This is a genomic window from Candidatus Spongiisocius sp. (assembly GCF_965221825.1).
Lineage (GTDB): Bacteria > Actinomycetota > Acidimicrobiia > Spongiisociales > Spongiisociaceae > Spongiisocius.
In genome coordinates, this window is sequence record NZ_OZ244917.1 from 532,136 (window position 1) to 549,740 (window position 17,605).

Below are 17,605 nucleotides of genomic sequence, written 5' to 3' on the forward strand. Positions count from 1 at the left end.
TCTCTCCAGGGATGGCGCAGGAGGCCGGCGGGCGCCATGAAGGGCATGCTGTCAGGCATCACGATCCTCGAGTTGGGCCAGGTGATAGCCGGCACGTACGGGGGCATGATCCTCGCGGATCTGGGCGCCGAGGTGATCAAGATCGAGCCTCATTGGGGCGATGCGGCCCGGAACCCGAAGATCACTCCGGTGAGGGGGGAGAGCGCGGTTCACCTGCAACTGAACCGCGGCAAGAGGAGCATGGTCATCGATCTGAAGTGCGAGGCCGGACGGGAGATCTTCTACGGCCTGGTGGCCGAGTCGGACGTTGTCATCGACAACTTCCGGCCCGGCGTGATGGCTCGCCTGAAGATCGACCACGAGAGCCTGCTCCGGCACAACCCGCGCATCATCACCGTTTCCGTAACCGGATTCGGCGACGGCGGACCGGCCGGTAACCAGCCGGCCTTCGACCTGGTGGTGCAGGCCTTGAGCGGGCTCCTCGACCTGACCGGCCCGGCCGACGGTCCGCCGGCCAGGGTCGGCATACCCCTCGCCGACATTTCCGGCGGCATCTTCGCCTGCATGGCGGTGCTTGGTGCGCTGGTCGGCCGGGAACTCCACGGGGAAGGCCGGCACGCCGATATCTCGATGCTGGACTCCCTGGTCTCGATGCTCTCCTACGACGCCCTCCACCACCTGAATACCGGCGTCCTCAACCGGAGGCAGGGAACCGAGCATGCCCACATCGTTCCCTGGCAGGCCTTCGAGACCAAGGACGGCTACATGGTGGTGGCGGCCCGGGGCGAGAAGTTCTGGCAAAACCTGTGTGACGCCATCGATCGCCCGGATCTCAAGGACGACCCCCGGACCAGGGACAACGGCGCCCGCCTTGAACACCGCGAATACGTGGTGACGATCCTTGCCGAAGCATTTGCCCGAAGGACCAGGAACGAGTGGATGGACCTGGCAAGTAAGCACGATCTTCCCGTCGCCCCGGTCAATGATCTCGTCGACGTATTCCGCTATCCGCAGGTTCGGGCCAGGGAGATGGTCCGCCGGTACCGGCATCCCACGGTGGGGGATGTCTCCTACCTTCCCAGCCCTTTCAAGCTCACGGACTGGGAGCTGCCCGGCCTCCCGGCGCCGATGCTGGGAGAGCACACGGTCGAGGTCCTGAGGAACCGGCTGGCCTACTCTGACGAAACGATCGGCCGGTTGGTGGATAGCGGGGTGGTGGGGACCGGGCAGGACAGGAACGGAGCCTCGTGAGATGAACGGAAAGTCAGCCTCGCAGACGTCCACCGATCCGGGTGGCCTGACCGGCGGCCAGTTGCGCGAGGTCTTCAGACTCATGTACACCATCCGGCGGTTCGAAGTGACCACCGAACGGGCCCACCTCGACGGGGAACTCTACGGGCCGTTTCACTCGTCCATGGGCCAGGAGGCTGTCTCTGTTGGGGTCTGCATGGCCTTGCGTCCCGATGATGTGGTGACCTCCACCCACCGCGGGCACGGGCATGCCATCGCAAAGGGCGCCGACCTGGGCCGGATCTGTGCCGAGTTGTGGGGACGGTCCACCGGCTACTGCCAGGGCAAGGGTGGTTCCATGCATATCGTCAGCATGGAGCACGGGTTCGTGGGCCAGAGTCCCATAATCGGGGGGAGCGGTCTGCTGGCCACCGGCGCGGCCCTTGCTTTCGACCTCACGAAGGACGCCCGGGTAGCGGTAGCGTTCATGGGCGACGGAGCGGTCGGGCAGGGGGTCTTTCACGAGAGTCTCAACCTGGCGGCCATCTGGGGGCTTCCCGTGGTGTTCATCGTGGAGAACAACGGTTTCGCCCACTCCTTCCGGGCCGAGCAGATGCAGCTGAATCCCGATATCGCACCCAGGGCGGAGGGGTACGGGATCCCCGGGGTGGTGGTCGACGGGATGAACGTCCTGGATGTTCATGAGGCCACCAGGACGGCGATCCACCGCGCGCGCCAGGGTGACGGCCCCACCCTCATAGAAGCCAAGTGTTATCGATGGAGGGGCCACAACCTGGGCGATGCCGAGCATCTGTACCGGGCGCGCCAGGAGGTGGAGAAGGCCCGCCGCGACGATCCGATCGAGCGTTTCAAGCAGGCGGTATCGGATCGGGTACCGGAGCGGACGCTGGCCGCCATCGAAGCGGAAGTCGACAGGGAGATCGAGGCGGCCGTGCGGTTCGCCGACGCGTCTCCTCCGCCCGATCCCGGAATCGCCTTGGAAGGAAGCTTCTAGAGATGCGGGAGATCACCTTCGTCGAGGCGGTCCGGGAAGCGCAGGCGGAAGCCCTGGCCGCGGACGACCGGGTGTTCATCATGGGCCAGGAGATCGGCGAGTACGGCGGCGTATTCAGGGCTACGGAGGGCCTCGCCGAGCGCTTCGGCGAACACCGGGTTCGGGACATGCCGATCGCCGAGCAGTCGATGCTGGGGGCAGGGGTAGGGGCGGCAGTGATGGGGATGCGCCCCATCGTGGAGGTCATGTTCATGGACTTCATCGCCTGCGGGATGGACGCCATAGTCAGCCATGCCGCCAAGATGCGCTACATGTCGGGCGACCAGATGCGGGCCCCCATGGTGATCCGCACCCAGGGCGGCTCGGGAACCCATCACGGCGCCCAGCATTCTCAAACCCTCGAGAGCTGGTTCCTTCACGTCCCGGGCCTTGCCGTGGTGGTCCCATCCACACCCTCGGATGTGATAGGGCTGTTCAGAAGCTCCATCGCCCTTGACCATCCGGTCCTGTTCGTGGAGCACCGGGCGCTGTACCGGACCACCGGGGCGGTCGCCGACCGGGTGGAGACGATTCCACTGGGAAGGGGCGTCATCAGGCAGTACGGAGACGATGTGACCGTGGCCGCGGCCGGGAAATCCGTCAGACAGGCCCTGGTCGCAGCGAGCCGGCTGGGCGAGGAAGGGGTGTCGGTCGAGGTGGTCGATCTGCGAACGCTGGTGCCCATGGATGTGGATCTGGTACTGGAGTCGCTGTCGCGCACCCATCGGCTGGTCGTGGCTCACGAGGCCGTGGAGAGGGGTGGATGGGCCGGTGAGCTGATCAGCAGGGTGGTCGCCGAGGGCTTCGACGAACTGGACGCGCCACCGCTGCGAGCCGCAAGCCTGGCCACACCGATTCCCTTCGCCCGGGAACTGGAGGCCGAGATGATCTGCGACGAACGGCTCATCGCCAGGCGTGTCAGGGAGAGTCTGGGCATGCCGGAGCCCTGGGTATGACCAGGGCGGCGGTCGATATCGGTGGAACCTTCACCGATGTGGTCACCGTTGACGAGTCCACAGGCCGGCTGATCCAGGCCAAGGCCCTCACCACCTACCCGGATCCGACGCCGGGCTTTCTGAACGCGCTGGCCAAAGTCACCGACAGCACCGACCTGGAAACGGTCGGCTACGGCACCACCCTGGCAACCAATGCAGTCCTCACCAGGTCCGGCGCCAGGACGGCTCTGCTGACGACCGAAGGGTTCCGGGACGTGCTGGAGATCCGCCGCACGCACCGCTCCACGCTGTTCGACATCTACGAGAAGATCCCGGAGCCTCTCGTCCCCCGGCCTCTCCGGCTCGAGATTCCCGAGCGGATCGCCGCTGACGGGAGCGTGGTGGACCCGCTTGACGAGCCGGCGGTCCGGGCTGCTGCGGAGCGCCTCCGCCGTGCCCGGGTGGAGTCGATCGCGGTCTCGTACCTCTTCTCGTTCATGAATCCGCAACACGAGCTCCGAACCCGGGAGATCCTCGCCGAGGAGCTGCCGGAACTCGCCGAGGACATCACCATCTCGTCCGAGGCGCTTCCCCTCCACCGCGAGTACGAGCGGACCAGCACCACGGTGATGAACGCCTACCTGACCCCGCTGGTTCGGAGCTACTTCAGCCGCCTCCGCGCCGAACTCCGCGACAGCAAGCTCTTCGCCTGGTTGCAGATGATGCAGTCCAACGGTGGCCTGGTCCGGCCCGAACGGGCAGCCTCCTTCCCTATCCTGACCCTCCTCTCCGGGCCCGCCGGCGGGGTGATGGCCTCGGCCTACCTGGCAGACCTGCTGGGGGAAACCCATCTGCTCACCCTCGACATGGGTGGGACGAGTTGTGACGTGGCCGGGGTCACCAACGGCGATCCGGACACCCGGCTCGACTTCGAGATCGGGGGATACGCCGTCTCCTATCCCACCCTGGACATCCACACGGTGGGCGCAGGCGGGGGAAGCATCGCCAAGGTCGACGATTTCGGGAGGATCTCGGTCGGTCCCGACTCGGCTGGGTCCGATCCCGGTCCCGCCTGCTACGGCAGGGGAGGGGAGTTACCCACCGTGACCGACGCCAACCTCGTCCTGGGCGTGTATGACCAGGAGTTCCAGTTGGGGGGAGAGATCTTCCCCGACCTCGACCTGGCGGCCCGGGCCATCGAGCGACATGTGGCCAAGCCCCTCGGCCTTACCGTCGTGGAGGCGGCGGTAGGCATCGTCAGGTTGGTGAACGCCAACATGATGCACGCCCTCCGCACCGTTTCGATCGAGCGGGGGCGGGATCCGCGCGACTTCGCGCTGGTGCCGTTCGGCGGGGCGGGGCCCACCCACGGCGTGCACATCGCCCGTGAGCTGGCACTGCGGCGGGTGGTGATCCCTCCCATTCCCGGCTGCAATTCGGCGTTGGGGATCCTGTCCTCCGACGTACGGCACGACCTGGTGGCCACCCTGCGGGCCCGCATGGCCAAGCTCACTCCCGTAGAGCTCGGAAAGGCGATCGCGTTGATGGCCGCGGAGGCCCGCCAAGAGCTGGAGGAGGACGGCATCCCGCCCGAACGGCGGATCCTGCGAGCCAGCCTCGACATGCGCTACGCCGGTCAGGCCTACGAGCTCAACGTCGCTCTCCCGTCGCTCCGCCCCGACGGCGCCGCCATGGACCGAGCCATCGCCGACTTCCATCTCGTTCACCAGACGCGCTACGGGCACTCCCTCGGGGACGACATGGTCGATCTCGTGAACGTGAGGGTTACCGGACTTGGCGCCATACCCAAACCGCGCCTGGGAGGGGATGCCGCCACGACCGGGCAGGCCGAGCCGCGATCGCATCGGTCGGTCGTGTCCGTCGAGGGTCGAGCATCGACGGTGCCGGTCTATCGCCGCGCCGATCTCATAGCAGGCCAGACTCTGGCAACCCCATCGGTGATCCAGCAACTGGACTCCACGACCTACCTTCCGTTCGGTGAGGCCAGGGTCCACTCCACCGGTTCCATTGTGGTGGACCTGAGATGAAGCGGCATGAGGTCGATCCGGTCACCGTCGAGGTGGTGACCAGTGGTCTGGCCGCCGGGGCTCGGGAGATGGGCATCACCATGCGCCAGACCTCCAGTTCGACGATCTTCAACGAGGGCAACGACTACTCCTGTGGCATCTTCAACGACCGCACCGAGCTGGTCAGCCACGGGGAGTTCCTACCCATCCACCTCGGATCGTTGCCCTACTCGGTGAACTACGCCATCGACGAGGTCGGGGTCGATCAATTCCGCCCCGGTGACTCGATCATCCTGAACGACCCTTTCCGGGGCGGTTCGCATCTCCCCGACGTGACCCTGGTCACGCCCATCTTCTACCGGGACCGCCTGATCGGCTGGGGCGCCAACCGCGCCCACCACCTGGACGTGGGGGGAACGGTGCCGGGCAGCTTCTACGCCCAGGCGAGAGAGAACTACCAGGAGGGTCTGCGGATCCCTCCGGTGAAGATCATCAAGGAAGGCGACCTTGACGAGGAGATCATGCAGATGATCCTGGCCAACGTGCGCCTGCCCGGGAACATGCGCTCGGACCTCCTGAGCCAGGTCTCGGCCAATCTCACCGCCCGCCGCCGCCTTATCGAGCTGGTCGAGAGGTACGGGCTCGAGACGGTGGAGCGTTGCATGGCGATCGAGATGGACAATTCGGAACGCCGGATCCGCTCGGTGATCGCCGGGTGGCCGGACGGTGACTACAGCGCCGAGGACTCCATGGACAACGACGGCATCACCGACGTTCCCCGTACCGTCCGGGTGACCGTGAAGGTGCGGGGCGACGGTGTCGTGGTGGACTTCACCGGCACCGACCCCCAGGTGGAGGGACCCCTCAACAGCGTCCTCGGCTACACGGCCTCCGGGGTGTACATGACGATCCAGGCGGCCACCGACCCCACCATCCCGCCCAATGGCGGGTGCTACCGGCCGGTCGAGATCGTCGCCCCCAAGGGCACGATCGTCAACCCCCACTTTCCGGCGGCTTGCACGGGCGGCAACGAGATCGTGTCCGTAATCCACAACGCGGTGTACCGGGCCTTGGGCGAGATTCCCAGGGACATCGCCAACCCGGTCCGGCTGATGGCCGCCGACCAGGGTTCCTCCAACAACCTGTTCCTGAGCGGGTTCGGAGAGGACGGCGAGCGCTTCGTCCTCTACGAGTATCCCGAAGGGGGCTGGGGCGGAGCGGAGGGCCGGGACGGCCAGAGCGCAATCTATTCGATCGTCGGGAACACCTGGAACCTGCCGGTCGAAGCGATAGAGATGAAATACCCGCTCCGCATCGACCGGTACGAGCTCCGCCAGGACTCGGGCGGGCCCGGTAAGTGGCGGGGCGGGTTGTCGATCAGGCGTGACTACCGGTTGCTGGCCCCTTCCGGCGAGTTGTCGGTGCTCGGGAACCGGGTCCGGGTGCCGCCCTACGGTCTGTTCGGAGGCCACCACGGGGCCCCGGCCCGGTACCGCCTCGATCCCGACACGCCCGATGAACGACTGGCGGCGCCCGAGTTCGGGGCCAAGAAGTCGATGGTGGCCCTCCGCCAGGACCAGGTGGTCGGCCAGGAAACGGCGGGCGGTGGGGGATACGGCGATCCGTTGGACCGCGACCCGTCGGCAGTAGTCCGCGACCTCGAGTACGGCTACGTGTCCCTCACCAGCGCCTTCGAGCATTACGGAGTAGTCGTGGACGAGGACGGCCAACTCGATGAGGAGGCCACGCTCGCTCGCCGGGACCGCATGAGGGCCGGCCGGCGGTGAGACGCCACGACCCGCTGCGCAGGAAGGTCGAGGCCCGCTACCGGGAACGAACGGGGGGATCCCGCACGCTGTGGGAGGAGAGCAGCGCTGTCCTGCCGATGGGAGTCTCCGGGGCCGCCAAGTTCTACGAGCCCTATCCGGTCGCGCTCGCCGGCGGCCACGGCGGGCGGGTCACCGACGTGGACGGGAACGAATACGTCGACTTTCTGATGGGCGCCGGCTCGTCGTTGCTGGGTCACTGCCATCCGGCGGTGGTCGCCGCGGTCCGGGAGCAGGCCGGCCAACTCGCCACCGTCCTGGCGCCGACCCCCCAGGAGGCGCGGTTCGCGGAGAGGCTGCGCGACCTAATGCCCTACCTGGAGCGGGTCCGCTTCGCCAACACCGGCTCCGAAGCGGTCCGCACTGCGTTGCGGGTGGCGCGGGCTGCCACGGGGCGGACGCGTTATGCCAAGTTCGAGGGCAACTTCCACGGGTCGGACGACTATTTCCTGGTCTCGGGCGGTTCGCGCCGCGTGGCCGGGGATCCCGGGCGACCGATGCCGGTCTTCGACTCGGCCGGAGTTCCGGACCGCATCGCCACCGAAGTCCTGGTGCTTCCCTACAACGATGCGCAGAACGCCGTCTCGCTCATCTCCGAACACGCCTCCGAACTGGCGGCGGTGGTGATGGAACCGGTGGCATTCTCCACCGGCGGCGCTGTGGCCGCCGATCGTGACTTCGCTCGGGCCGTACGGCGGATCACCGACCGCCACGGCATCGTCCTGATCTTCGACGAGGTCGTCACCTGTCTCCGGCTGGGAACCGGCGGTGCACCGGGCTACCTGGGAGTTACACCTGATCTCTCCTGCCTGGGCAAGGCGATAGGAGGCGGCTTGCCTCTCTCCGCTCTGGGAGGTCGGGCCGACATCATGGAGGAGGTGCTGGGACCCGATTCGGTTGCCAGAGGTAGCCGCATCTTCCACTCCGGCACCTTTACCGGAAACCCGCTGTCGCTTGCCGCGGGCACGGCGGTCCTGGACGTTCTGGAGGCAGAGCCCGTGCTCGAGCACCTCGATTGCCTCGGTGGTCGATTGCTGTCCACCCTCCAGGAAGTCCTCGACTCCCACCGGATGGGGCAGATGTCGGGGTTCGGGTCGATCTTCCAGCTTCACTTCACGGATGCACCTCCTCGTAATCGACGCGAGGTACTCGCCGGAGATCATGATCTGCTGACCGCCGTCCTCCTCGGTCTCTGCGCCCACGGGATGCTGTGGCCGCCGGTGCACCCCGGAGTCGTGGCCTACGGTCACACCGAGGCCGATATCGACCTGCTGGCCGCCGCCCTGGACACGGTGCTGGGAATGGTGGCCTGATGGGCGGGAGGAAGGTCGCCATCGTCACGGGAGCGGGCCGGGGAATCGGGCGGGGAATCGCCACGACGCTCGCCGAGCGCGGATACGACCTGGTTATCACCTCCCGCACCGAACGGGACCTCAAGGGGACGCGAGCATCGGTGGAGGAGGCGGGGGGCTCGGCGATGATCGTGGTAGCCGATCTGAGGGCTCCCGGCACCGCTGCCCGGCTGGTCCGGTCGGCTCTAACCCGATTCGGGCGCTTGGACGGGCTGGTGAACAACGCCGCGCTCAACATCTTCACGCCCTTCTGGGAGCAGACGGACGCCAACCTGGACGGGATGATCGACACCAACCTCACCGCGCCGTTCTTCCTGTGCCAGGCCGCGGCGAACCATTGGGTCGAGAGCGGCCTTCCGGGCGCGATCGTCAACATCAGCTCGGCGGAGGACACCATCGCCTATCCGGACCAGGTCCCCTACGCCTCCTCGAAGGGCGGGCTCCTCTCCATGACCAAGGTCCTGGCTCTGGAGTGGGGACCGCTCGGGATCCGGGTGAACGCAGTGAGTCCCGGTTCGGTCGACACCGACATGACTCCCGAGATCTACCGGCGGGAGGCGTCGACTCTCATGCCGATCGGCCGGCTGGGGGAGCCGGAGGAGATCGGGACCTGCGTCCACTTCCTGCTGAGCGAGGACGCCTCCTTCGTGACCGGAACGTCACTGTACGCGGACGGCGGGTACATGCTGCAATGAGTGCTGACCTGGCGGGGAAGAACGCAATCGTCACCGGCGCTGCGTCGGGCATCGGCAAAGCCGCCGCCCTGAGGCTGGCGGAAGGCGGCGCCAACATCTTCTGCGTGGACCGGGACGAGGCGGGCTTGGCGCGGGTGGTCGGCATGCTGGGCCATGACCACACCGGGTTGACCGCCGATCTGCGCCTCGCCTCGTCGTGCCGGGAGGTCGTGGCTGCCGCCCGCCGGCACTGGAACGACCGGATCCATATCCTGGTCAACGCAGCCGCGATCCTGGTCCGCGAACCGACCCTGCAGCATTCCAGGGCAGCCTGGAACCTAACCTTGGACATCAACTTGAAGGCGCCGTTCCGGCTCTCCCGGCAGGTCGTAGCGACCATGATCGAAACGGGAACCCGGGGAGCGATCGTCAACGTGGGCTCCATAGAAGCAGTACTCCCCGGACGCGGTCACGTGGCTTACACCGCCTCCAAGGGTGCGATCACCATGCTCACCCGGTCGGTGGCGTTCGAGGTGGCCCCCTACGGGATACGCGTCAATACCGTGGCGCCCGGGGTGGTCGCCACCGGCATGAACGCAGACCTGCGCGAGGATCCCGAAAGCTGGTCGGAGATGCTGGCCGGCACCCCCATGGGCCGCCACGCCGAACCCGAGGAGATCGCGGCCGTGATTGCCTTCCTGGCATCTGACGAACCGAGCTTCGTCACCGGGGCGACAGTCACATCCGACGGCGGCTGGACGCTGCACTGAGCGGGGAGGAAGGTAACTCATGTGGTTGGTGAAGATGCCCCGGCTCGGTCAGGACATGGAACAGGGAACGCTGGTGGAATGGCTCAGGTCGGTGGGCGACCCGGTCGAGGAGGGAGGCCTCCTGGCGGTGATCGAGACTGAGAAGGCCGAGGTGTCCTTCGAGTCTCCGTACTCGGGCTATCTGGTGGCGGTCCTGATCGAACCCGGAACCACCGTGCCTGCAGGGACCCCGCTGGGTTGGATCGCGGACGATCCGCAAGCTCGCCCGCCAACACCGGAACCCACCTCCGAGCCGCATGCCTCCTACGGGCAACGTAAGCCACCGGTTGCGCCGGGGAGGGCGCCGCGACCGCCCCGGCGGGCTCCCACCCGAAAACCGGTATCACCCGTGGCCCGTCGCCGGGCCCGGGAACTCGGTGTGGATCCGGCCGAGGTGGAAGGCACCGGCCCCGGGGGAAGGGTGACCGAAGCCGACGTCATGAAGGCACATCAGGCCGCCCGAGCCACCTCGCCGGAGCAGGGTGGGCTGTCACGCATGCGCTTGGCGATCGCCAGGCGCATGACCCGATCGGCGGCGATCCCGCAGTTCCAGCTGATGCGGGAGATCGTTCTGGAGAAGCCCGAGGACACGGGGGAGGGCCCGAAGGTGACCTACACGGACCTGGTGCTGTGGGCGACCGCCCGGGCTCTGGCGGAACGACCGGCGGTGAACTCGAGCTGGATCGACGGGAACCCGCCCTCTATTCGTTCCCATCCCGACGTCAACCTCGGCTTTGCGGTGTCGCTGGAGGACGGCCTGATAGTGCCGGTGATCAGGGATGCCGCCTCCCTGTCTCCGGGGCAGGTTTCCTTGCGGAGGCGCCGCCTGGAGCAAGCGGCGCGCCGGGGACGGCTCGGACCCGAGGACGTGGCTGGCGGTACGTTTACCGTGTCCAACCTGGGCGGCGCCGCCGTCGATCGGTTCATCGCCCTCATCAACCCTCCGGAGGCGGGCATCCTGGCAGTGGGCGCGGTAAAGCCCCGGCCGGTGGTGATGGACGGCGCGCTGGTAGCAGCGCCGACGGTCTGCCTGACCCTGACCGGAGACCATCGCGTCTTCGACGGCATGGAAGGGGCGAAGTTCCTGGCCGCCATAGACGCCCGGCTTCAATCCTTGGCAGCCGGTTGAGAACCCGAAGAGAGTGAAGAGAGGACACGAATGAGCCTTTACGAGCCGACCTACATGGAAGGCACCCTCGGGACCATGGCCGTGGACTGGGAGGAGCGGATAAACATGGCCCGCATGCGCGACGAGCGCAAGGCAAGGGCTCAGCACCACATCGCCGAGGCAGGACTGGGCTCGGTGCTGCTTCTGGACGATCCCAACATCCGGTACGTCACCGGATTGGCCATGCTGGGCGGTTCGGGGGCGGATCACTACAGCTTCCTGACGGCCGGGGGAGACGTGGTCCACTGGGACACGGCCGACCACGCCAGCAACGAGCGCGCCAACTGCCCCTGGCTCCCCGATATCCGCTACGCCGCGCCCGGACTCGGGAACGTCCCGCGAGCCAGCGGATCGCCGTCCGCCCGCGAATTCCTCCTCGACACCATGGCGGACCTGATCGTCGAGGCCGCCCACGACTACGAAGTACACCGCGACCCGGTGGGCATCGACTCCACCCAGCCCGCTCTGGCCACCAAGCTCCGAGAGCGGGGGCTGGTCGTCCGGGACGGGGCGGCCGATGCCCTCCATACCGCCCGACAGACCAAGACCAAGGACGAGATCGATTGTTTCCGGGTTCTCTCGGCGATATGCGAGGCCGGGTTCATGGCCATCAAGAAGGCCGCGGAGCCGGGGATGCTGGAACAGGAGGTCTGGGGGGCGGCGGTGGAAGCCGTACTGCGCCGGGGAGGAACGGTCGAGGGAGGGTATCTCACCAGCGGCCCCAACACCTGGCCCAAGCACCAGGCCAACACCACCGACCGGATGCTCCGTCCCGGCGACATCATGTACGCCGACTTCTACAGCGCCACCTTCCAAGGCTACCGGTCGTGCGTCTACCGGACCTTCTCCATCGGCAAGCCGAGGCAAAGATCGGTGGATGCGTACAAGCGGGCCCGCGACTGGATGTACGACGCAATCGAAGCGATCCGGCCGGGTGTCACCACGGGCGAGGTGGCGATGCGCTTCCCCGACCGGGAGGGCGAGCGCATGGACTGGTACGGCGCCCGCCACCACTGGGAAATGACCACCAACCAGTGGGCGCACGGACTGGGGCTCCAGTTGTACGAACGGCCCCTGATCTGGCGGGGAATCTCCGTCGACCACCCGATCGAGATCCAGGAAGGCATGGTGATGGCGGTAGAGACCCAGGAACCGGACGGGCAGTCCGGCATGCGCGTGGAGGAGATGATCGTGGTCCGCCGCAACGGCGCCGAGGTCCTGACCCGGTGGCCGGTCGACGAGATCACCGTGATCGACTTCTGAGGCTGGGGAGCTACCGTCCCCTCTCAGGACTTCTAGGACTCGCCCAGAAAGGACCGGGCGGTTCTGGCCGCGGCATAGTCCACCATCCGGCCCTCCACGCTGACGGCCGCCGTCCCCCCGGATTCGGCCTCTGCGAATGCCTCCAGAATGGCCCGATGGCGGGCCACCTCTTCGTCGGTCGGGGTGAACACCTCGTTGATGACGTCCACCTGCGCGGGGTGGATGGCGAGTTTGGCCGAGTAGCCGATACGGCGGGCCAGCCGGCTCTCGGTCCGGAGCCCCTCCAGGTTGCGGTAGTCCATGAACACGCCGTCAATCGGCTGCGCTATTCCCGCTGAACGGGCCGCGAGCAGGACCCGGGAGCGGGAGTAATGCAACCCGGTGCCCTCGGGCTCCCATCGCACCCGGAGATCGGCCACCAGGTCCCCCTGCTCCCCGCTTCCGAGCATGACCGCCTCTACCCTCTGGCATCCTCCGACGATCTCGAAGGCGTTCCGGACTCCCATCGCCGTCTCGATCATCGGAATCAGGGCGACCGACCCGTCCGGCCGGCCTGTCGCCGCCTCGAGCGCGCTGAGGGCGCCGCATGCCTTCAACACGACCCGGCGCTGTTCCGCCTTGGGGATGATCACCCCATCGGCACCGGCACGGGCCGCTGCCACCAGGTCTTCCCACATCAGGCCTGTGTCGAATCCGTTGAGGCGTACGAAGAAGGAAGCCTCGCCATCGGGCAAGCATCCGAGATTCGCCCGGGCCTCCTCCTTTACGCCCGCTGCCACCGCATCCTCGAGATCGACGATCACGCCATCGGCGGGGGACCGCGCCGCCTTGGCTATCAGGTCGGGGCGATCACCCGGAACGAACAGCATCGAGCGGACCGCTTTCATGCCAGGCTACGTCCTCCTTCTACGACCAAGGTGTTAACGAGTCTATGCGGCTGGGCGCGGAGGCGTGATGGCATCCCCGCCGCGTCAGCGTCGTCGTTGCGCCCGCCCGACCGACACCCTCTCCGTCCCAGGTGACCGGGACAGGATGGCCAGGCGCCCGATGTCACCATCCACCGCCACTACGACATCCTCGCTGCGTTCCGGAGTATGGGGCCGATCACCGATCAGTGCTTCGATGTCAACACCGCAGACCGCCGGCACGCCCAGCCATCCCGCCACCTCGAACAGATGGGCGCCGGGTCCGCCCGCTTCGGTCACCAGACCCGCCGCGTTCCACAGCAACGGGGCGAGATTGACCACGGGCCGGGCTGCGACGATGATCTCGCGAGGGCCGGAAGCAGCAGCGTCGTCGGCACTGCGGACCATTCGCAGCCTTCCGGCTCCCCACCCACCTGCGGCCGGCTGTCCGGGCACCGTCCTGCCCAGCGACGCTATCACGTCGTGAATGAAGGGATCCCACCGGCCGACTCCGATCCGCCGGCTCGTACCGTCACGCCACCCCGGCGGACTGGCCAGGGAGTCCGGAGAGGCGAGATCGAGATACCACATCCAGCCGGGATGCGGAATCTGCCCGGATCGGATGAGAGCATCGGCCAGGCACCCCAGATTCTCCAGGTGCCCCTCCACCAGGTCAGGGTCCGGGGCGGAGCTGCAGGACAGCAACCTGGCGATGGGAGAGCCGTCACCTTCGCGAAGCTGCGCCCAGGCTCGCTCGAAGGCCTCGGTGATGCCACCGCCCTCCCATCTTTGCGAGACCAGCAGTGCGGCGCTCCTCCGCGTCTCGGCCACCAGCGTCGCCACGTCCTTGCGGGAGGGCCGGATCCGCAAGCCGGGGAGCTCGTCCAGGCCGATAGCCCAAGGCCAGACCAGGCGTTCGCCCACGGGGCCCGGATAGCGGAGCATCAGCCGGACGGCATCACCGAGCCGAGGGTGGTGCGTCCTGGCCGTCATGGACGGCTTCTCGCGAAGAGTCGGCTGCGGATCCGCGACAGGCTGGGCTTGGAGCAGGTATACCTCCCCGTCCTCGCCCATGGCCCACTCGATATGGGCGTATCCGAGTTCCCTCCCAACCCCCCTGGCCAGATGGGCCACACGAACCGCAACCTCCCGGGAGACAGGCGAGTCCTCCCTTGCCTCCACCGAGTCATTGCCGGCCACGACCGACGCGTGCCCGCTTTGCCATCCGGCCATCAGGGGCGCCGGGTGCCCTGCCATGCCGACGATCCTGACCTCCTCCGCCTGCCCGAGGGTGGCCACACCGCCACAGATCGTCCGTAGACGCGTCTGTACCAGGACGGCCATCCCGATGTCGGGGGGCGAGATCCCGATGGCCTCGACCCGTTTCAGGACACCGGGGCCGAAGACGGATGCCCAGCATCCGACGACGCCGGCCGGGACCTCGTCCGACCGGAGGCTCAGGTACGAGGAAAAGGCGCCCGCCCACACTCCTTCCGCCTCGGCCCGGCTGGAGGATCGGACCACCACCACGCCACCCAACCGGTCGGCGGCCTCGACCATCCCCCGTGCGAGCGGGTGCGGGGCGTGGTTGTAGACCGCGGCGCGCGCCGATCCCGAGTTGCCGGAGCGTCCCAGCGCCGCCTGTCCTCGACGGATGGCGGAAACGGAGGCCTCGACCGGAACCACGAACCCGTCGGGCACCCGGAACCCGATCGCACGAGCCCGTGCGAGCCTGCCGGCCTTGGCGCCCACCAGCGCCGGGTTTCGAGCGTCCGCCTCGTCGAGCCAGACCAGGCGCCCCGCTCGCGACATGGCTTAGGGCGTGTTCACGCTATGCGCGCTCGTTTGTTCCCGCGGGTCCCGTGGTTGGTCTGTGGGGCGGCGGTGGGATATGGCGCCGTCAGCGGCGTCTATGGCAAGGACTGCGGACGAAGGCGTACCCGCAGGGTACGTTGAGGAGGCAGGACGCAGCCAGAGGCGCCGATGGCGGTCCATAGCACGCCGACCGCTAGACAGACCGACCACGATCAACTAGTCGACGGCGATTATCTCGTGGGACTTGTACGTCGACACCATCTCGATTCCTGTGTCCGTCACGTACAGCATCTCCTCGAGACGGACCCCGAATCGATGGAGGATCCCGTGCTGGGTCTCCAGGGCGAAGGTCATGCCGGGCCGGATCTCCACCGGGTGATCCAGGGACCAGATGCGGGAGATCACCGGCGGGTCGTACTGGGCCAGTCCCAGACCGTGGCCCCATAGATTGGCCGCCGCCTGGTCCTCCTCCTCGTATCCCCAGACCTCCTGAGCGCTCGGCCACTTGGAAGCCACATCAGCGGTGGTAACTCCCGGGCCGGTCGCGTCAATCGAGTCCCACAGCCACTTGTGCGCTTCGTCGTAGACACGTTGCATCTCGTCGGTCGGCTTCCCGCCGACGCAGTAGGTGCGGTAGACGCAACTCTTGAACCCGTTCCAGGTGAGCGCCGCCAGGTCGACTATCACCAACTCTCCGGGCCGGATCATCCGGTCCGAGAAGTTCCGCCAGTTGGGCCAGGCGTTCGGCCCCGACGAGACGATCACATCCTCCACGTCCTCCATGCCGGGAATCGAGTACAGCTTCTCGAACCCGAAGGCCGCCACCTGGTTCTCGGTCATGCCCGGTTTGATGAAGTTGGTGATCTCGTAGTGCACGTAGTCACAGATCGACCCGACCATCGAGAAGGCCTTGACCTCGTCCGGACTCTTGATGGCTCGGGCCTCCATCATCGGAGTCATCCCGTCGGTCCACTCGATCCCGTGTTGCTGGAAGGCCCCGACCAGATTGATGTCGATGAAATCCACGCCGAGAGGCTTGTCATTGACCCCGGCCGCCTCGAGGTCGTTGATCAGCGAGCGGGTGAACTTGTCGACCTGCTGGGTGGAAGCCGGACCCACGGCACCCTTGATCCAGGCGTAGGAGTAGCGGATGTTCTCCTTCGGGATCCACGGATTATGAGCCTCGAGATGGAACCCGATGTCGCCCTGCTCGTAGACGATCGGGGGCTGGTCCTCGATCAGCACCACGTAACGGAGGCCGGGCTTGAGCCGGTTCCACCCCGGGGTCAGGGTGGATGAGACGTAACGCATGTTCTCGTCGTAGAAGAGCAACAGGGCGCCCAGCCCGTGGCGCTTCATTGCCTCATGGGCCCGCTTCAAGCGCCACTTGCGGACCGCGTCCCAGTTGATGCCTTCTTTCCAGTCGGTACTCAAGACCCCGAATGCTTCCCGCATGTCCTTCCCGGCTCGATGCGGGCATCATACTTGGGGAGTGGTCAGGCGGTCATGCGCCCGGGCTGCCAGGGCTCAGGGCGTGAGAAGAACCTTGAGGTGTTCGCCGCTCCGGGCTGCGGCCAAGGCATCCGGGGCATTCTCCAGGGGAAAGCTCGCAGTGACCAGCGGGTCCAGCCGGATCCTCCCCGAGGCTGCCAGGGCTATGGCGCGGTCGTAGTCCTCGGGTCGGGCGGCTCTCGGGTAGCGCAGGGTGATTTCCTTGAAGTAGAGCTGGTAGTAGGGCATCGGTCCGCCCTCGCCGGTGACGGTGCCGTAGACGATCACCTCGCCACCGGATCCGCATAGCTCGATGGCCTGGGCCACCGTGGATCCGGTCCCCACCGCCTCTACGACCAGGTCGGCGCCGCGGCCGCCCGAGACGTCGGCCACAACGCCGGCGGCGTCCTCGGGGGTAGCCACCGCGAGGGCGCCCAGCCGGGTGGCCAGATCCAGTTTCCAGGCAGAGCGGGTGATGCCGATGACTCTGTCCACGCCGCCGGCCCGCAGCAATTGCAGATGTAACAGACCCGACACACCCAGCCCGATCACGACGGCCACCGAGCCGGGCATGACCGCGACGGTCTGCTGGGAGTGGACGACAGTGCCCAGCACCTGCAACAACCCGGAGGCGTCCGGGTCGATCACATCCGGTACCACATGGAGAAAGTGCTCCTCCAGCGCGATCTGCTCCGCGAACACGCCGTCCATGTCGCGCCCCAGCAGGCCGCCGTGGCGGCAGAGATGGGGCCGGTCCGTATCGCAGAGGTAACAATTGCGGCAGTGGATCCCCGGGTTTACCAGCACCCTCGTCCCGCAAGGCAGCCGGCCTTGGGACCCGGTCCGGCTCACCACGCCCACCATCTCGTGCCCCATGATCACCGGATAGGCGACCGGCATCGCCCCGTCCAGTATCTTCAGGTCGGTACCGCATACTCCGGCCCGCTCGAGACGCACCAGGGCGCGCCCGTTCCCGATAGGAGCGGGAACATCCCGAACCTGGAGCTTCCCCGGACCGTCGGCGCCGACGACTATCAACTCGATCCGCTACTTTCT

At 67.1% G+C, this 17,605-nt stretch carries 14 protein-coding genes; 10 read left to right on the forward strand and 4 right to left on the reverse strand.

Annotated elements, in window-relative coordinates; all coding sequences use genetic code 11:
* The first annotated feature begins 36 nt into the window (after positions 1–36).
* The 10 genes from ACOQPD_RS02460 to ACOQPD_RS02505 are packed head-to-tail and all read left to right on the forward strand — an operon-like array spanning position 37 to position 12,338.
* Entirely contained in the window at positions 37–1,251 is a 1,215-nt protein-coding gene (locus ACOQPD_RS02460; protein ID WP_420613319.1) for a CaiB/BaiF CoA transferase family protein, read from the forward strand.
* A gap of 1 nt (position 1,252) precedes the next feature.
* Positions 1,253–2,245 carry a thiamine pyrophosphate-dependent dehydrogenase E1 component subunit alpha gene (locus ACOQPD_RS02465; protein ID WP_420613320.1) on the forward strand — a complete coding sequence of 331 codons (993 nt, stop codon included), beginning with the start codon at positions 1,253–1,255 and terminating at the stop codon, positions 2,243–2,245.
* 2 nt (positions 2,246–2,247) lie between these two features.
* Positions 2,248–3,240 carry an alpha-ketoacid dehydrogenase subunit beta gene (locus ACOQPD_RS02470; RefSeq protein ID WP_420613321.1) on the forward strand — a complete coding sequence of 331 codons (993 nt, stop codon included), beginning with the start codon at positions 2,248–2,250 and terminating at the stop codon, positions 3,238–3,240.
* The gene (locus ACOQPD_RS02475; protein WP_420613322.1) at positions 3,237–5,267 is read left to right on the forward strand and encodes a hydantoinase/oxoprolinase family protein; all 2,031 of its coding nucleotides are present in this window, start codon (positions 3,237–3,239) and stop codon (positions 5,265–5,267) included. The genes ACOQPD_RS02470 and ACOQPD_RS02475 overlap by 4 nt, the downstream gene beginning before the upstream one ends.
* A complete protein-coding gene (locus ACOQPD_RS02480) occupies positions 5,264–7,033 on the forward strand; it encodes a hydantoinase B/oxoprolinase family protein (RefSeq protein WP_420613323.1) in 1,770 nt (589 codons plus the stop codon). Before ACOQPD_RS02475 ends, ACOQPD_RS02480 begins: the two co-directional genes overlap by 4 nt.
* Entirely contained in the window at positions 7,030–8,385 is a 1,356-nt protein-coding gene (locus ACOQPD_RS02485; RefSeq protein ID WP_420613324.1) for an aspartate aminotransferase family protein, read from the forward strand. Before ACOQPD_RS02480 ends, ACOQPD_RS02485 begins: the two co-directional genes overlap by 4 nt.
* Positions 8,385–9,119 carry an SDR family NAD(P)-dependent oxidoreductase gene (locus ACOQPD_RS02490; protein ID WP_420613325.1) on the forward strand — a complete coding sequence of 245 codons (735 nt, stop codon included), beginning with the start codon at positions 8,385–8,387 and terminating at the stop codon, positions 9,117–9,119. Before ACOQPD_RS02485 ends, ACOQPD_RS02490 begins: the two co-directional genes overlap by 1 nt.
* Positions 9,116–9,868 carry an SDR family NAD(P)-dependent oxidoreductase gene (locus tag ACOQPD_RS02495; protein ID WP_420613326.1) on the forward strand — a complete coding sequence of 251 codons (753 nt, stop codon included), beginning with the start codon at positions 9,116–9,118 and terminating at the stop codon, positions 9,866–9,868. Before ACOQPD_RS02490 ends, ACOQPD_RS02495 begins: the two co-directional genes overlap by 4 nt.
* Positions 9,869–9,887: 19 nt before the next feature.
* On the forward strand, positions 9,888–11,036 hold the full coding sequence (locus ACOQPD_RS02500; protein ID WP_420613327.1) for a dihydrolipoamide acetyltransferase family protein: 1,149 nt from the start codon (positions 9,888–9,890) through the stop codon (positions 11,034–11,036).
* Positions 11,037–11,066: 30 nt separating this feature from the next.
* Positions 11,067–12,338: a M24 family metallopeptidase gene (locus tag ACOQPD_RS02505; protein WP_420613328.1), complete on the forward strand. Its 1,272-nt coding sequence runs from the start codon at positions 11,067–11,069 to the stop codon at positions 12,336–12,338.
* 32 nt (positions 12,339–12,370) lie between these two features.
* On the opposite strand, the gene ACOQPD_RS02510 is transcribed toward ACOQPD_RS02505, so the two are convergent.
* The 4 genes from ACOQPD_RS02510 to ACOQPD_RS02525 all read right to left on the reverse strand — a co-directional run bounded on the left by ACOQPD_RS02510 (position 12,371) and on the right by ACOQPD_RS02525 (position 17,587).
* Complete coding sequence (locus tag ACOQPD_RS02510) at positions 12,371–13,225, reverse strand: HpcH/HpaI aldolase/citrate lyase family protein (RefSeq protein WP_420613329.1); 855 nt, start codon at positions 13,223–13,225, stop codon at positions 12,371–12,373.
* An 84-nt stretch (positions 13,226–13,309) separates the two neighbouring features.
* Positions 13,310–15,055 (reverse strand): PEP/pyruvate-binding domain-containing protein, encoded by a 1,746-nt coding sequence (locus tag ACOQPD_RS02515; protein ID WP_420613330.1) that lies wholly within the window; start codon positions 15,053–15,055, stop codon positions 13,310–13,312.
* Between the two features lie 219 nt (positions 15,056–15,274).
* A complete protein-coding gene (locus tag ACOQPD_RS02520) occupies positions 15,275–16,492 on the reverse strand; it encodes a M24 family metallopeptidase (RefSeq protein WP_420613332.1) in 1,218 nt (405 codons plus the stop codon).
* 93 nt (positions 16,493–16,585) lie between these two features.
* Positions 16,586–17,587, reverse strand: a complete 1,002-nt coding sequence (locus tag ACOQPD_RS02525; protein WP_420613333.1) for a zinc-dependent alcohol dehydrogenase — start codon at positions 17,585–17,587, stop codon at positions 16,586–16,588.
* Positions 17,588–17,605: the final 18 nt, after the last annotated feature.

Coding starts and splice junctions, on each gene's coding strand:
- ACOQPD_RS02460 (WP_420613319.1), top strand. CDS start 37: ATGAAGGGCATGCTGTCAGGCATCACGATCCTCGAGTTGGGCCAGGTG.
- ACOQPD_RS02465 (WP_420613320.1), top strand. CDS start 1,253: ATGAACGGAAAGTCAGCCTCGCAGACGTCCACCGATCCGGGTGGCCTG.
- ACOQPD_RS02470 (WP_420613321.1), top strand. CDS start 2,248: ATGCGGGAGATCACCTTCGTCGAGGCGGTCCGGGAAGCGCAGGCGGAA.
- ACOQPD_RS02475 (WP_420613322.1), top strand. CDS start 3,237: ATGACCAGGGCGGCGGTCGATATCGGTGGAACCTTCACCGATGTGGTC.
- ACOQPD_RS02480 (WP_420613323.1), top strand. CDS start 5,264: ATGAAGCGGCATGAGGTCGATCCGGTCACCGTCGAGGTGGTGACCAGT.
- ACOQPD_RS02490 (WP_420613325.1), top strand. CDS start 8,385: ATGGGCGGGAGGAAGGTCGCCATCGTCACGGGAGCGGGCCGGGGAATC.
- ACOQPD_RS02495 (WP_420613326.1), top strand. CDS start 9,116: ATGAGTGCTGACCTGGCGGGGAAGAACGCAATCGTCACCGGCGCTGCG.
- ACOQPD_RS02500 (WP_420613327.1), top strand. CDS start 9,888: ATGTGGTTGGTGAAGATGCCCCGGCTCGGTCAGGACATGGAACAGGGA.
- ACOQPD_RS02505 (WP_420613328.1), top strand. CDS start 11,067: ATGAGCCTTTACGAGCCGACCTACATGGAAGGCACCCTCGGGACCATG.
- ACOQPD_RS02510 (WP_420613329.1), bottom strand. CDS start 13,225: ATGAAAGCGGTCCGCTCGATGCTGTTCGTTCCGGGTGATCGCCCCGAC.
- ACOQPD_RS02515 (WP_420613330.1), bottom strand. CDS start 15,055: ATGTCGCGAGCGGGGCGCCTGGTCTGGCTCGACGAGGCGGACGCTCGA.